A 13,468-nucleotide genomic window follows, 5' to 3' on the forward strand; every position below is an offset into this window, starting at 1 on the left:
TCATGACCGCAATGCGAGGACGCTTTATCACCGTCGAGGGCACCGAGGGCGCCGGCAAAAGCAGCAACATTAAATATATTCGCAGTGAGCTCGAAGCGCGGGGCATCGACGTTGTGCTCAGTCGCGAGCCCGGTGGCACGCCGTTGGCTGAAGAAATCCGAACACTGCTACTCAGCCCGCGGGACGAACGCGTCTGTGAGGATGCCGAGCTGCTGCTGATGTTTGCCGCCCGTGCCCAGCATATAGCCGCACTGATCAAGCCTGCGCTGGCACGGGGCAGCTGGGTGCTCTGTGATCGCTTTACCGATGCAACCTTTGCCTATCAGGGCGGTGGTCGCGGGGTTGATGTTCAGCGTATCCGTACGCTTGAGTCTCTGGTGCAAGGGGCGTTGCGCCCCGATTGCACCTTCCTGCTGGATCTGCCGGTGGAGCTTGGGCTTGAGCGGGCCCGCAAGCGATCCATGCCGGATCGCTTTGAGCAGGAAAAGCAGGCATTCTTTGAGCGCGTGCGTGCAAGCTACCTGCAGCGGGTTGAGGCCGAGCCCGAGCGCTTTGCCGTCATCAATGCTGCGCTCGAGATGGAGCAGGTGCGCCAGCAGTTGTTGCCCCATCTGGATCGACTGCAGGCACTTCGCTATGGATGAGATTGCCGTACGCAGGAGCGCCGAGATTTACCCCTGGTTGCGCGAGCGCTGGGAACACTTAGCCCGTCTGCACAGGCAGCAGCGTCTGCCCCATGCGCTTATGCTCAATGGCCCCATGGGTATTGGCAAGCGGGATTTTGCGCAGGCGCTGTCGCGCTATCTGCTGTGCCAGAAGCCTGGTGACGATGCCGCCTGTGGTACTTGTCGCAGTTGCGTGCTGTTTGACAGCGGCGGCCATCCGGATCTGTTCCAGCTGAGCCCGGAAGAGCCTGGCAAGTCGATCAAGGTGCAGCAGGTGCGTGATCTTACCGGCTTCCTGCACAGCACGGCGCAGCAGGGCGGTTACCGGGTAGTGATTCTGGAACCGGCGGAGGCGATGAATGCATCGTCCGCCAATGCCCTGCTCAAGACGCTGGAAGAGCCCGGGCGCGATACCATACTGCTGCTGGTGACGCATCGTTTGGGCCAGGTGATGCCCACGATTCGCAGTCGCTGTCAGCGGGTGGACTGTCATCTGCCTGAGCCGGAAAAGGCGCAGGCCTGGCTGTCGACACAGTTGAATATCACGCCGGACAAGGCGCATCAATTGCTGAGTATCTGTCTGGGGTCGCCGCTGCGTGCACGCGAGTATATTGAGCAGGATCTGATGGCGCTGCGGCGTAAATTTATTGAGGGTCTGGCCGATATTCTAAAACAGCGTCGTTCGGCACTGGAGGTCGCGCAACAGCTGGCCAAAGAAGATCTGGAGCTTTTGCTGGGATGGTTGTATGGTTGGCTTTTAGATATTGTGCGGGTTCTGGAAACTGGCGATGAAAGTTGTTTGCGCCATCTGGATGCAAATAACATGCTGCGGGCCGTGTCGCGCAAAGCCGATGCTCAGACCGTTTACGCACTTTCTGACCTGGTTCACACTGAGCGGGTCAGCCTGATGCAGCGCTTGAACCCCAACCGCCAATTGCTGCTGGAGCGGATATTGTTGAGTTGGTCTGCGCTGGTTAGATGAAACTGAGTGGGAGCTTAGCTCGATGTCCTTAGTGCCACGCATCAGTCATGGTATTTTGTCCTTGGCCATAGAAACCAAGGAAGATCTGTACAAGGCCTTTATGCCGTTTGTTACCAATGGGGGCCTGTTTATTCCGACGCCCAGGGCCTACCAGCTCGGTGAGGAAGTTTTCATGCTGTTGAGCCTGATGCAAGAACCGGACAAGCTGCCGGTCACCGGCAAGGTTATCTGGGTCACGCCCAGGGTCGCTCAGGGTGGGCGTGTGCCGGGCATCGGCATACAGCTGTCTCCGGACGATAATACCCTTGTGCGTAAGGTCGAAACCTACCTCGCCGGTACTCTCAATTCCGGGCGCCGCACGCACTCCCTGTAAACCATTTTCTCCCGAGCTTATTTCGTCTGATGTTTATTGATTCACACTGTCACCTCGACAAGATCGACCTTGCTCCTTACAACAATGATTTTGATGCCATGCTGGCGGCCACCCGCGCCAGCCAGGTCGGTACGCTGCTCAGCGTTTCGGTCAGCATGCAGGACTTCCCCGCGCTCTATAAAAGTATCGAGCCCTACGATGGCATATACGCCTCAGTAGGGGTGCATCCGCTGCATTCCGATGAAGGTCTGGTCGAGGTTGACGCCCTGGTGCGAGAGGCGGCGCGGGCCAAGGTCATTGCCATCGGTGAATCCGGTCTGGATTACTTTTACAGCGCGGAATCCGCCGCGCTGCAAAAGGCGAGTTTTGTGAATCATCTGCAGGCGAGCACGCAGACCGGGCTGCCGTTGATCGTGCATACCCGGGATGCCCGGGCGGATACCCTGGCACTCATCGAACAGCACGGCGACCCTGACGTGGCCGGGGTGCTGCACTGCTTTACCGAAAGCTGGGAAATGGCAGCGGCGGCGATGGAGATGAATTACTTCATTTCATTTTCCGGCATAGTCACTTTTCGCAATGCCGCTGAGTTGCGTGACGTAGTGCGAAAAATGCCGCTGGAGCGTCTGCTGATCGAAACCGATTCGCCTTATCTGGCGCCGGTGCCGCACCGTGGCAAAAAGAATGAGCCGCGCTTTGTGTGCGAAGTGGCGCGCTGCATTGCTGATATAAGGGGCGTATCGGTGGAAGAAATTGCCGCCGCCTCGAGTGAAAACTTTTATCGGCTGTTTCGTCGCGCCGCCTGAGTTTCATTCTCCGGTCGTGCGGTCTTTGCACTGTTTTACAGGGTGAGCACTGCGGATGTTGCAAGTGCAGTATCGCAGCCTTATTTGAGTCTGTTCAGGCTCCCATCGTGGTTTGTCATCAAAGAGTCGGCTAGCGAACTTACATTACCCATCGGACTTTGGTACTAGTAGAGTTATACCAGGCTTTACTATTCCTGCATTCCAGATGGGAGCTCCAGATGAGAAGACCAGTACGAATTGCCGTTACCGGTGCGGCGGGCAGCATTGCGAATAATTTGTTGTTCAAGATTGCTGCCGGTGAAATGATGGGCAAGGATCAGCCGGTCATTTTGCAACTGATCGAAGTACCCCAGGCGATGGAAGCGCTGCGCGGTATTGCGATGGAGTTGGAGGATTGCGCCTATTCGCTGCTCCATACCATTACACTGCATGACAATGTCGAAGATGGCTTCAAGAACACCCATTTTGCGTTGCTCATCGGTGCCAGGCCGCGGGGTCCTGGCATGGAGCGTAGTGACTTGCTGGAAGTTAACGCCGAGATCTTTTCCCGCCAGGGGCGGGCGCTGAATAAGGTCGCCAACCGTGATGTGAAAGTGCTGGTCGTGGGCAATCCGGCCAATACCAATGCCCTGATCGCAAGCCGCAACGCTCCGGATCTGAGTCCGTCACAGTTCACCTCGCTGACGCGTCTTGATCAGAACCGTGCCCGCGGCATCCTGGCCAATCATACCGGCGCCAGCCCACGGGATATTCGCCGTGTCGTGATCTGGGGTAACCATTCTCCGACCCAGTACCCGGATCTGCATCAGGCGACCGTTCTGGATCGCGCCGCCATGGATCAGATCAGCTTCGACTGGTACACCGATGAATATATCCCCAAAATTCAGTTTCGAGGTGGCGAGATTATCAAGGCTCGTGGCCAGTCCAGCGCAGCCTCGGCGGCGCAAGGTATCGTCGATCACATGCGTGACTGGGTTCTGGGAACCGAAAGCGGCGAGTTTGTCAGCATGGGTATTGTCAGTGATGGCAGCTATGGCATCGAGAAAGGCATTTTCTACTCCTTCCCTGTGCGTTGTGACTACGGCCGCTACCAGATCGTGCAGGGGCTCGAAATCAACGAGTTTAGCCGTGCGCGCATGAGCGCTACCGAAGTCGAGTTGCTGGAAGAAAAGGCCATGGTGGAGCATCTTTTGCCCAGCGAAACTGCAGCATCACACGAGAATTTGAATATCTGCCTGCGCTCAGGCGTGACCCTGTACGCCGATGGTACAGGGCCGGACGGTGCGAGCAAATACCTCACCACTAACCGAATTGGATGAGGTAAGGGTTCCGTCAGCGCTGCTAGCCTGATACGCAAAAGCGCTCGCCTGGTGCTCGTAGAGTAAGAGGCGGGCGCTTTTTTTGTAGGCTGGCATGAGGTGCACACAAAAAAGGGTCATTAGTCAGGGTGGCGCAGAAGGAGTACTGTAAGACCTTCGCGCAGGGTGCAGGATTCCTTCCATGCGACTGCGCATTTACAAGATCAGGGACATCCATGTCTGCGTTGCGCGTGCGATACCAAACTATGGAGTTTGGTGGTGTAGATATCCATATCCGTTCCCTGCGAGATAACCAGCAGTTTCTTGATGTTGACCAGGTGGCTGCAAATCTGGGCATTTCATCAGCCTCCTGGCCGTTGTTTGGTATTGTCTGGCCGTCTGGTCAGGTACTGGCTCACCTTATGTTTGAATATGAAATCGCCGGCAAGCGCATTCTGGAGGTGGGCTGCGGTATCGGGCTGGCCAGTCTGGTGCTGAATCACCGTCAGGCGGATATAACCGCAACCGATTATCATCCCGAGGTGGCGGCTTTTCTCAGTGCCAATGTTCTGTTGAATGCAGGGCGCAGCATCCCCTTTGTGCGCACCGGGTGGGGTGATCCGCAGTCGCTGCTGGGTGAGTTTGATCTGATCGTCGGTAGCGATCTTCTGTATGAGCATGAGCATGTGGATATGCTGGCTGGCTTTATAGATCAGCATGCCGCGACCAGCTGTGCCGTGGTGTTGGTGGACCCCGGTCGTGGCAATCATGCCCGCTTTAGCAGGAAAATGATCAGCCTGGGCTACAGTCACAGCCAGGCGGCACCGGTGTCAGTCGACTATCTGTCCCAGCCGTTTCGTGGTCAGGTGTTGAGTTATCAACGTTAGGCCCGCAGCCTCCTGAGGTCAGCTTTGCACTTGGGCCTGTTGTCATCGGACACGGACGACTAAAGTTGTAGTAGTCAGAAACCCCGAGAGGCGGGAGGCAACAATGATCTTTGAGCAGGTTGCAACAGGCGGGTGTCAGTCCTATCTGGTGGGCTGTAGCGACACCTGTTCGGCGGTACTGATCGACCCCGAAATCAGCCAGGTTGATCGTTATCTCGCGATTGCCGCCCGGGACGGGCTGCGCATTCATTATGTGATTGATACGCATACTCACGCCGATCATTTTTCAGCTACCCAGGCGCTGGCGAAAAGGCTGGAGGTACCGGTGGTGATGCACCGTGACAGTCCGGCGCCCTTTGTCGATTTGCGCCTGCAGGATGCCGATCTGTTGCGCGTCGGCAATCTGCGTCTGCAGGCGCGGCATACACCGGGCCATACCCGTGATTCCATGTGCCTGTTGCTGAATGACCGGATTTTTACCGGCGATACACTGCTGATCGGTGGCACTGGCCGGACCGATCTGCCGTCGGGTGATGCTGGGGCGCTCTATGACAGCCTGTTCATCGGAATTCTCAAGCTTGATCCAGCTCTGCGGGTATTCCCGGCCCACGACTACAAACAACGTGGCTCAAGCACCCTGGCCGAGGAACTGGCCACCAATCCCAGGCTGCAGAATACGGATCGCGAAGGCTTTATTGCCATGATGGAGCACCTCGATCTGGGCGCGCCGACGCACCTGACCGAAGCCCTGAGGATCAATATGAGTGGCGGCAAGAGCGTGGCACAGTTGCTGGGGGAGGCGGCGGCAAAAACCCCCTTTGTCTCGCTGGTCGACTTGAAGGCCCGGATTGGCGACGGCAGCGATGATCTGATTGTGCTGGATGTGCGCGAACGCGAGGCCTTTGATGCCGGGCATGTACCGGGGGCGTTCAATCTGCCGCGTGGACAGTTGGAACTCAGGGTCAATGATGTGCTGCCTGATCCGACCCGCCGCATTGTAACCCTGTGCCAGTTCGGCAAGATCTCCACACTGGCGGCGGTTAGCCTGCGCGAGCTCGGATTTCTGCGCACCTCGGCGCTGGATGGCGGCATGGTCGCCTGGCAGGAGGCGGGCTATCCGCTGGAGAAAACAGGCTGAAAAATTGACTGTTCGGCCACGGTTGAGGCTGGCTGAAAATGACTGAGGGCAGTCGTGGGCGATTGAGGAGAAGCGGGGATGAACATTGTTATTGCCTGCGTGTGGGCGTTATCGCTCTGCGGGGCAGTGCAGGCACAGACCTTTAAATCCGGCCCGCAAGGCGCTGATCTAGTGGAGCTTTATACTTCGGAGGGGTGTAGCAGTTGCCCTCCGGCCGATGCCTGGCTGCGGTCATTGGTCGGTGATCCCAGGCTGTTCCGCAGCTTGTTCCCGGTGGCCTTTCACGTCGATTACTGGAATCGGCTGGGTTGGTCGGATCGCTTTTCGTCCGCACGTTATACCGAGCGCCAGCGCACCTATGTGCAGCAGGGTCATGTCAGTCAAGTGTACACGCCTGGGCTGGTGGTGAATGGGCGGGAGTGGCGCGGCTGGCTGCAGGGGCAGCGGCGCTGGCAGGTGGCGCCGGTGACGGCCGGGGCCCTGGCGCTTGATTATCAGGCGGGTCGGCTGGATGCGCGTTACAGTGCCGGTATCGCTAAGGCCGGCAAGCGGGGTAAAAACACGCTGCATCTGGTGCGCCTGGGCATGGGGTTGCAGACCGAGGTCGGGGCGGGTGAGAACAAAGGGCGCAGTCTTTCCCATGACTTTGTGGTGCTCGATTATCATCGGTTTGAGTCAGGCAGTGGCGACTGGTCACTGGATCTGGGTGCCATGCCTGATCAGGGGCAGAGCCGTTCCGCGCTGGTGGCCTGGGTGAGCCAAGACTCGGACCTGCGACCGTTGCAGGTGATCGGTGGTTATATTGAGGCTGGTCTGTAACAGGATCTAAGTGCGCTTTCTCTTTTAAACAGGAATAACGATGTGGATTCAGCGGGAAGTACGGCTGCGACCCCGTGAGCGTGGCTTTCATCTGATCACCGACGAAATAGTGCGTGAGCTGCCTGAGCTTGGTCGCCTGCGGGTGGGGCTGTTGCATCTGTTTATCAGGCACAGCTCCGCGTCGCTGACGCTCAACGAGAATGCGGATCCCAGTGTGCGGCGGGACTTCGAGCAGTTTTTTAGCCGTCTGGTACCGGAAAATGCTGCATGGTGTACGCATCTGGACGAAGGCCCGGATGACCTTCCGGCCCATGTAAAAGCCAGCCTGCTCGGATCGAGCCTGAGTATCCCCGTGACGGATGGGCACTTAACACTGGGCATCTGGCAGGGCATTTATCTGGGCGAGCACAGAAATCAGGGCGGCGGTCGCTGTATCCTTGTTACCCTGCAGGGCGAATAGGTAGCAGACCGTCGTTTGGCAATGGCCACCGGCGATGACCGGTTATCAGGCGTCTGGGGTGTCGTCCGGCTTGTTGGTGGCTTTGTCATTCAGTCGGGCTGGCGCATTCAGCGCTTCAAGCTGCATTAGCAGGCCGCTGTGATCCACGTTATCAAGGCCCCGTTCAACCAGTTGAGCGTACTGGGCAAAGGCCTGTTCGGTCAGCGGTAGCTGCAGCCCTTCGGTGCTGGCAGTATCCAGGATGGTCTGCAGATCCTTGAGCTGTACGCGGGCCGTTGCGCCCGGCATAAAGCTGCGCTCGATCATGCGCTGTCCGTGCAGATCCAGAATCCGGCTGGCGGCAAAGCCGCCCAGCAGGGCTTCACGCACGGCGGCCGGGTCTGCACCACCCCGGGCGGCCAGCAGCAGCGCTTCTGCCACGGCGCCGATGGTAATGCCGACAATTGCCTGGTTGGCGCACTTTGCCAGTTGGCCAGAACCTGCCGGGCCTATGTAGGTGGCGGCCTTGCCAAGGCAGGCGAACAGCGGGCCGGCGCGCTCAAAGTCGGCCTTGTCGCCGCCGGCCATAATGGACAGGCTGGCCTGTTCCGCGCCGACCGTACCACCAGATACCGGTGCGTCAAGATAGCCATGACCGCGCTCCATCAGTTGCCTACTGTGACGCTTGGCCAGCTCCGGCGGAATCGAACTCATGTCGATAACCAGTGCGCCGGGCTTGAGCGCCGCCAGTGTCGTCTCACTGAAGAGTACCGCATCCACGACCGGACCATTTTCCAGCATGCTGATAACGATATCGGCGTCCTTTACGGCCTCCTGCGGCTGGCTGTGCGGGGTGGCGCCGTGGCTGCGCAGGGCTTCTGCCTTGCTGAAGGTGCGATTCCAGGCGTTGAGTGGATAGCCTGCACGCAGGAGGTTGAGGGCCATGGGGTGGCCCATGAGGCCGATTCCAAGAAATGCGATACGGGGCTTGTTCATTGTTGTTGTCACTGCTGGCTTAAAGTTGGAAACCGCTACGTTGACGCCATGGCGTTAAAGGCAGTTGGTCGGTTTGGGTAAACCGGCAAGCCGTGCTGCAAGCTTGGCCGGGCTGTCGGGGAACAGCTTGAGCAGATAGATGCTGCGGCCTTTTTCCGGGCCCAGATTCAGGCTGACGGCCTTTACCAGCGGGCGCATGGCCGGCGCATGTTCAAAGCGCTGGTAGAAGTCGCGCAGCAGGTAGAGTATTTCCCAGTGGGCGTCACTCAGCTGCAGCGGAATCTCGGCGGCCAGGGCTTCGGCGACCTGGGGGGACCATTGCGAGAGATCGCGCAGGTAGCCCTCGTTGTCCAGCTCAATGCTGTGGTCATTCAATTGCAGATGCGTCATGTCAGTACCAGCTGATGACACGGGCATGCTCGCAGCACAGCTGCACGAAGTCGGCGTCATCCACCTGGCTGATGCTGCTTGCGAGCCGGCTGTCGAGCCCGCGTGCTGCGACATCTGCGGTAAGGGCGCAGACATTAACGCCGGCGGGCCATGCAATTGGCTGCTCTGCCAGCGCGCAATAGACGCCATCTTCGATCAGCAGCAGGGTATCTCCACTGCTGCAGGCCCGCAGACAGTCAGTCAGCAGGGCGGTGTCGGAGGGGGCGCGATTCAATGTATGCAGGGTCATGGTCAAAAGCTCAGTACCACATCGTGGTTGCGAATCAGTTGTGCAATGGCGTTACCGTCGAGCAGCTGAACCGGCAGCAGGCAGTCGTCAAGGCTCAGTCCGCGGCTGCGCAGGGCGCTATCGCAGACGTACAGCTGATCAATATCGTACATCGGCAGGGCGCTGAGCGTTGCACCCAGGTTCTTCTGCTGGATGCCGGCAGGTTGTTGAGCCTGCAGCAGTTGATAGACGCCGTCATCGAGAAACAGCATGCTGACGGGCTGCTCGAATACCGCAGTGGTCAGCGCCGTATCCAGCGCATCCCGTGCATGACTGCTGCCATAGGGCGGGCGACGGCTAATCACTAAAAAGCGTTTGCTTGTACTCATGTCAGGCTCCGAAAGTGATCATTCGATCGGACACTATGGCGGCTTCGGCGAGCTGGCCAAGGCCGGAAAGCTCAAAGCCTTGATGCAGATTGTGGCCGGGCTTTTCATAGCGGCGTGCTTCATTGGCATCCAGCAGGCCGCGACGCACGGCGGCGGCGATGCATACTACCAGGTCCAGCTCATGGGCCTGCGCCAGTGCCTGCCAGCGGGCGGGCAGGTTGGGTTCGTCCTGTGGCGGTGCCGCCAGGGCTGAGGCGCCATGAATGCCATCGCCATAAAAGAACACGCGATGAATGCTGTGTCCCTGGGCAAGGCAGGCAACAGCAAAGCGATACGCACTTTCTGCGCCCTGGTGGCTGTGGGGTGCGGCATAAACCAGCAATGAAAAGATCATTTTCAACCTGTGGGACAGAGCATGTTAAGTGAAACTGGCGCAAATGCATGTTCGCAATGGCAAGGCGCAGCTGTACCGAGCAACGTCCTGATTCAGAATGCAAAAGCCCCGCTATCTTAGCAAAGATAGCGGGGCTTGGCAGTCGCTTTGCCTGTTGCCGGTCAGTGACCGGCGTCAGGGTCTCAGTCGCCGCTGGTGACGCCCAGGATGTGCAGCAGGCTGAGGAAAATGTTGTAAATGGATACGTAGAGCGTAACCGTCGCGGAGATGTAATTGGTTTCGCCACCGCGCACGATCGACTGTGTGGTCAGCAGTATGGCGCCGGCCGAGAACAGAATGAACATGGCGCTAATGGCCAGTGCCAGCGCCGGCATCTGCAGGAAGATGTTGGCGATGACGGCGACGATCAGCACCACAAAGCCCGCCAGCATCATGCCGCCAAGGAAGGACAGGTCCCGCTTGGTGGTGAGGGCGTAGGCCGAGGTGGTGAAGAAGGTCAGGGCGGTGCCGCCCAGAGCCATCATGACGATTTCAGAGCCACCGCGGGCCATGACCATGTTGATGATCGGACCCAGTGTATAGCCCATGAAGCCTGTCAACAGGAATACGAATAGCAGACCCAGCGAGCTGTTGCGGTTCTTTTCGGTCAGGTACAGCAGGCCGTAGAAGCCCACCAGTGTGATGATCAGGCCCGGACGGGGCAGGGCCATGGCTGCGGCAACACCCGCGATAATGGCAGACCATGCCAGCGTAATACCCAGCAGAAAGTAGGTATTGCGCAAAACCTTGTTGGTCGCCAGGGCGGATGAGCTGTATGCATCGTTATTGATGGTACGAACGTTACGCATGGTTTCCCTCGATTGATTTCAGTCCGATAGGCACATCATGCCCTTTATATATGAATTTACAAGCCTTTCAACTGTTTGACTTACCGGTAATTCCACGTAAACTATGCGCCGCAAGACTTGGTGGGGTGGCTGAGTGGCCGAAAGCACCGGTTTCGAAAACCGGCGAGTCGAAAGGCTCCCAGGGTTCAAATCCCTGCCCCACCGCCATTTCCTTGCTTCCCGGATCCCGCCTGAGTCTGATAAGCACCATGTCCGAGCTGAAGATCCTGTTTGAGGACGAATACCTCGTCGCTATAGACAAGCCTTCGGGTCTGTTGGTTCACCCCAGCTGGATTGCGCCTGCCTATACCCCCAATGCCGTTGCCCTGCTGCGTGATTATTTGCAGGACACTGTCTACACCATCCATCGTCTGGACCGTGCCACCTCGGGTGTCATTCTGTTTGCCAAGCAGAAACAGGTCGCCCATGACATGAATCTGGCTTTTGCCGAGCGTCAGGTACGCAAAACCTATCTGTGCGTTACCCGCGGCTACACACCGGAAGCGGGTCTGATCGACTACGCTCTCAAGCCGATTTTTGACAAGAAAGCCGACCCCTTCGCGGACCCGGACAAGCCGGCCAAAGAGGCGCAGAGCGAGTTTCGCCGCCTGGGAACCATTGAGTTGCCGTTCGCGGTCAGCCGTTATCCCAGTGCGCGCTACTCCTTGGTAGAGGTGAAGCCGCACACCGGACGCAAGCATCAGATACGGCGCCACTTGAAGCATATTTTCCATCCGCTGGTCGGTGATACCGCCCATGGTGATGGCAAGCACAACCGCCTGTTTCGCGAAAAATTCGATCTGCACCGTCTGCTGCTGATGGCAACTGAACTTGAGTTTACCCACCCGGTCAGCGGCGAGCTTGTTAATCTGCAGTGTCCTGTCGATGCCGCCTGTGATCGGCTGTTTCAGCGCTTTGGCTGGGACGGTCTTTACCTGAGCTGAGGCCGTCGGGCCTGGTGGTTTTCAAGCGTCTGCGGTCTTGCCTGGCTCTGCCCGGTAGTCTCAAACGCGGGTCTTGAAGTGCTGTTCGGCGACATCAGGTGCCCGTTTGCTCTATTGGCTTGCCGAATTTTCCGAACAGGGCAGAAATAATCCGCACTGGCGGCATTAAAGCTGTCTGCACTATTCTTTCTGCAGGGTAAATTACGTATTCTTGCCCCGCGCAAAACATAATTCTCAGAGAACAACGGTAGTTACGATAGATGAGCACGCGGCTGGCTGACATACTCAAGCAAAAGGATGGATTACGCATCGGTATTATTGGTGCCATGGATCAGGAGGTAGAGCTGCTGAAATCGGCCCTGCAGCAGATCGAGGAACACCAGTACGCCGGCTATTCATTCTTTACCGGTCAGATGCACGGGCAATCTGTGGTGCTGCTGAAATCGGGTATTGGCAAGGTCAACGCTGCGGTCAGCACAGCGTTGCTACTGCAGCAGTTTACCCCGGACTGTGTCATTAATACCGGTTCTGCTGGCGGTTTTGATCCTCAACTCGAGGTCGGTGATATCGTCATTTCGACCGAAGTGCGGCACCACGATGTCGATGTGACTGTGTTTGGCTATGAGCCCGGTCAGGTGCCAGGCTTGCCTGCTGCGTTCGAACCCGACCTGTTGCTGGCGCAGATTGCCGAGCAGTGTGTCGGTCAGATGCGGGGCATGAAGACGGTGCGTGGTCTGATCGCAACCGGAGACAGCTTTATGAACTGCGCCGACCGGGTGGCCAAAACCCGGGCGCTGTTTCCGACGATGAAGGCTGTTGAAATGGAAGCTGCGGCGATCGCACAGACCTGCCATTGCTTCGATGTTCCCTTTATCGTTATTCGGGCGCTGTCCGATATCGCCGGCAAGGAATCCAACCTGTCGTTTGATCAGTTTCTTGAAACGGCCGCCACTCATTCGGCGCAAATGGTGATGGCCATCGTCAAAAGCCTTTCGGCTCATGCAGGATCCCGGGCCTAGGAGGCTGTCCTAGCTGCCTGTCGGGCTTAACGCTGATCTGCTCGGCTGGGGCATGCCGCCTGAGCCCTGCATCCATGCAGGGCAGGCGTGCGGAAAAGCCGATTCTCTCCGGTAAGGAGGGGGCATTTTTTGCGCTCTTTGTTAGCCGTCGCAGGCTCCTCGGTCTGCGACCCCGCTAAAACGGTTCTTTCCACTTAGTTCCAAGCGTTAGATAGAACCACTTTTCACAAGCTAGTGTACTGCTTCGCTCTTAGAGGCGCTTTTAGCGAGTCGCCAGGAGGTTGACCGCACGGCGCATTTTCGAAGCCATAGTGGGCCTATGTCGAGGAAATGCAACACCGCGGACGGCCTCCTGGCGGCTCGCCCGCAGGGAGCACGCCAATTCGCGCCCTGCTGCGTTGCCGCTCTTGGCAAGAGCCCCACTTATACCTGCGAACGGCGTCTTGCCGGACACGAATTGGCGGGCTCTATAAGCACCCATTAGGGCGAAGCAGTACACTAGTCGCTGTGCCTGGCTCCCAGGCCCCTCGCTTCAAATCCATGCGGGCTGGTTGCAGCCTGGGTGGACGGCGGAAACGCTGTGTTCACAGCTTGGCGTCCTCCATTTGTGTTCCTATCAATAGTCTTGTTAGCGACAAAGGTGCATCTGTTTGGTGCGTTTTACGTCTGCGCGGGCAATATCACCCTATTGTCTGTATCTTTAGTGCAGCATTTGCCTGAGCACTGTTATATCTATAGCGCCTGATGTTCGTTTGGTATGTCATAATGTCGCGG

Annotated in this window: 17 protein-coding genes and 1 tRNA gene; 12 read left to right on the top strand and 6 right to left on the bottom strand. The window is 57.8% G+C overall.

The window, feature by feature from the left end:
• Positions 1 to 2 precede the first annotated feature (2 nt).
• The 9 genes from tmk to MRS74_RS07670 all read left to right on the top strand — a co-directional run bounded on the left by tmk (position 3) and on the right by MRS74_RS07670 (position 7,428).
• Positions 3 to 644, top strand: coding sequence for a dTMP kinase (gene tmk, locus MRS74_RS07630; RefSeq protein WP_254579682.1), 642 nt, complete (start codon positions 3 to 5; stop codon positions 642 to 644).
• Entirely contained in the window at positions 637 to 1,647 is a 1,011-nt protein-coding gene (locus tag MRS74_RS07635) for a DNA polymerase III subunit delta' (protein WP_254579683.1), read from the top strand. The genes tmk and MRS74_RS07635 overlap by 8 nt, the downstream gene beginning before the upstream one ends.
• Before the next feature lie 22 nt (positions 1,648 to 1,669).
• Entirely contained in the window at positions 1,670 to 2,020 is a 351-nt protein-coding gene (locus tag MRS74_RS07640; RefSeq protein WP_254579684.1) for a PilZ domain-containing protein, read from the top strand.
• Between the two features lie 29 nt (positions 2,021 to 2,049).
• Positions 2,050 to 2,826, top strand: a complete 777-nt coding sequence (locus MRS74_RS07645) for a TatD family hydrolase (protein ID WP_254579685.1) — start codon at positions 2,050 to 2,052, stop codon at positions 2,824 to 2,826.
• A 218-nt stretch (positions 2,827 to 3,044) separates the two neighbouring features.
• Positions 3,045 to 4,145, top strand: coding sequence for a malate dehydrogenase (locus tag MRS74_RS07650; protein WP_254579686.1), 1,101 nt, complete (start codon positions 3,045 to 3,047; stop codon positions 4,143 to 4,145).
• Positions 4,146 to 4,375: 230 nt separating this feature from the next.
• Positions 4,376 to 5,011 carry a class I SAM-dependent methyltransferase gene (locus MRS74_RS07655; protein WP_254579687.1) on the top strand — a complete coding sequence of 212 codons (636 nt, stop codon included), beginning with the start codon at positions 4,376 to 4,378 and terminating at the stop codon, positions 5,009 to 5,011.
• Positions 5,012 to 5,114: 103 nt separating this feature from the next.
• Positions 5,115 to 6,149 (top strand): MBL fold metallo-hydrolase, encoded by a 1,035-nt coding sequence (locus tag MRS74_RS07660; protein WP_254579688.1) that lies wholly within the window; start codon positions 5,115 to 5,117, stop codon positions 6,147 to 6,149.
• A 78-nt stretch (positions 6,150 to 6,227) separates the two neighbouring features.
• Complete coding sequence (locus MRS74_RS07665; protein ID WP_254579689.1) at positions 6,228 to 6,968, top strand: DUF1223 domain-containing protein; 741 nt, start codon at positions 6,228 to 6,230, stop codon at positions 6,966 to 6,968.
• 40 nt (positions 6,969 to 7,008) lie between these two features.
• Positions 7,009 to 7,428, top strand: a complete 420-nt coding sequence (locus MRS74_RS07670; protein ID WP_254579690.1) for a secondary thiamine-phosphate synthase enzyme YjbQ — start codon at positions 7,009 to 7,011, stop codon at positions 7,426 to 7,428.
• A gap of 45 nt (positions 7,429 to 7,473) precedes the next feature.
• Here MRS74_RS07670 and MRS74_RS07675 read toward each other — a convergent pair whose 3' ends face one another.
• The 6 genes from MRS74_RS07675 to MRS74_RS07700 all read right to left on the bottom strand — a co-directional run bounded on the left by MRS74_RS07675 (position 7,474) and on the right by MRS74_RS07700 (position 10,692).
• Positions 7,474 to 8,403, bottom strand: coding sequence for an NAD(P)-dependent oxidoreductase (locus MRS74_RS07675; protein WP_254579691.1), 930 nt, complete (start codon positions 8,401 to 8,403; stop codon positions 7,474 to 7,476).
• A 54-nt stretch (positions 8,404 to 8,457) separates the two neighbouring features.
• Complete coding sequence (locus MRS74_RS07680; RefSeq protein ID WP_254579692.1) at positions 8,458 to 8,793, bottom strand: TusE/DsrC/DsvC family sulfur relay protein; 336 nt, start codon at positions 8,791 to 8,793, stop codon at positions 8,458 to 8,460.
• A 1-nt stretch (position 8,794) separates the two neighbouring features.
• Positions 8,795 to 9,082 carry a sulfurtransferase complex subunit TusB gene (gene tusB / locus MRS74_RS07685; protein ID WP_254579693.1) on the bottom strand — a complete coding sequence of 96 codons (288 nt, stop codon included), beginning with the start codon at positions 9,080 to 9,082 and terminating at the stop codon, positions 8,795 to 8,797.
• A 2-nt stretch (positions 9,083 to 9,084) separates the two neighbouring features.
• Positions 9,085 to 9,450 (bottom strand): sulfurtransferase complex subunit TusC, encoded by a 366-nt coding sequence (tusC, locus tag MRS74_RS07690; RefSeq protein WP_254579694.1) that lies wholly within the window; start codon positions 9,448 to 9,450, stop codon positions 9,085 to 9,087.
• A gap of 1 nt (position 9,451) precedes the next feature.
• A complete protein-coding gene (gene tusD, locus MRS74_RS07695; protein ID WP_254579695.1) occupies positions 9,452 to 9,844 on the bottom strand; it encodes a sulfurtransferase complex subunit TusD in 393 nt (130 codons plus the stop codon).
• 182 nt (positions 9,845 to 10,026) lie between these two features.
• Entirely contained in the window at positions 10,027 to 10,692 is a 666-nt protein-coding gene (locus MRS74_RS07700) for a Bax inhibitor-1/YccA family protein (RefSeq protein ID WP_254579696.1), read from the bottom strand.
• Between the two features lie 119 nt (positions 10,693 to 10,811).
• Here MRS74_RS07700 and MRS74_RS07705 point away from each other — a divergent pair.
• From MRS74_RS07705 to mtnN, 3 genes are all read left to right on the top strand, one after another.
• A tRNA-Ser gene (locus MRS74_RS07705) sits at positions 10,812 to 10,899 on the top strand.
• A gap of 41 nt (positions 10,900 to 10,940) precedes the next feature.
• Entirely contained in the window at positions 10,941 to 11,675 is a 735-nt protein-coding gene (locus MRS74_RS07710; protein WP_254579697.1) for a pseudouridine synthase, read from the top strand.
• Between the two features lie 260 nt (positions 11,676 to 11,935).
• Positions 11,936 to 12,694: a 5'-methylthioadenosine/S-adenosylhomocysteine nucleosidase gene (gene mtnN, locus MRS74_RS07715; RefSeq protein ID WP_254579698.1), complete on the top strand. Its 759-nt coding sequence runs from the start codon at positions 11,936 to 11,938 to the stop codon at positions 12,692 to 12,694.
• Positions 12,695 to 13,468: the final 774 nt, after the last annotated feature.

The organism is Marinobacterium sedimentorum, assembly GCF_024267675.1.
Taxonomy (GTDB): domain Bacteria; phylum Pseudomonadota; class Gammaproteobacteria; order Pseudomonadales; family Balneatricaceae; genus Marinobacterium_A; species Marinobacterium_A sedimentorum.

Bases quoted from the DNA above. Each gene is read 5' to 3' on its own strand.
- tmk (WP_254579682.1), top strand. From the start codon at position 3: ATGACCGCAATGCGAGGACGCTTTATCACCGTCGAGGGCACCGAGGGC.
- MRS74_RS07635 (WP_254579683.1), top strand. From the start codon at position 637: ATGGATGAGATTGCCGTACGCAGGAGCGCCGAGATTTACCCCTGGTTG.
- MRS74_RS07640 (WP_254579684.1), top strand. From the start codon at position 1,670: ATGTCCTTAGTGCCACGCATCAGTCATGGTATTTTGTCCTTGGCCATA.
- MRS74_RS07645 (WP_254579685.1), top strand. From the start codon at position 2,050: ATGTTTATTGATTCACACTGTCACCTCGACAAGATCGACCTTGCTCCT.
- MRS74_RS07650 (WP_254579686.1), top strand. From the start codon at position 3,045: ATGAGAAGACCAGTACGAATTGCCGTTACCGGTGCGGCGGGCAGCATT.
- MRS74_RS07660 (WP_254579688.1), top strand. From the start codon at position 5,115: ATGATCTTTGAGCAGGTTGCAACAGGCGGGTGTCAGTCCTATCTGGTG.
- MRS74_RS07665 (WP_254579689.1), top strand. From the start codon at position 6,228: ATGAACATTGTTATTGCCTGCGTGTGGGCGTTATCGCTCTGCGGGGCA.
- MRS74_RS07670 (WP_254579690.1), top strand. From the start codon at position 7,009: ATGTGGATTCAGCGGGAAGTACGGCTGCGACCCCGTGAGCGTGGCTTT.
- MRS74_RS07675 (WP_254579691.1), bottom strand. From the start codon at position 8,403: ATGAACAAGCCCCGTATCGCATTTCTTGGAATCGGCCTCATGGGCCAC.
- MRS74_RS07680 (WP_254579692.1), bottom strand. From the start codon at position 8,793: ATGACGCATCTGCAATTGAATGACCACAGCATTGAGCTGGACAACGAG.
- tusB (WP_254579693.1), bottom strand. From the start codon at position 9,082: ATGACCCTGCATACATTGAATCGCGCCCCCTCCGACACCGCCCTGCTG.
- tusC (WP_254579694.1), bottom strand. From the start codon at position 9,450: ATGAGTACAAGCAAACGCTTTTTAGTGATTAGCCGTCGCCCGCCCTAT.
- tusD (WP_254579695.1), bottom strand. From the start codon at position 9,844: ATGATCTTTTCATTGCTGGTTTATGCCGCACCCCACAGCCACCAGGGC.
- MRS74_RS07700 (WP_254579696.1), bottom strand. From the start codon at position 10,692: ATGCGTAACGTTCGTACCATCAATAACGATGCATACAGCTCATCCGCC.
- MRS74_RS07710 (WP_254579697.1), top strand. From the start codon at position 10,941: ATGTCCGAGCTGAAGATCCTGTTTGAGGACGAATACCTCGTCGCTATA.
- mtnN (WP_254579698.1), top strand. From the start codon at position 11,936: ATGAGCACGCGGCTGGCTGACATACTCAAGCAAAAGGATGGATTACGC.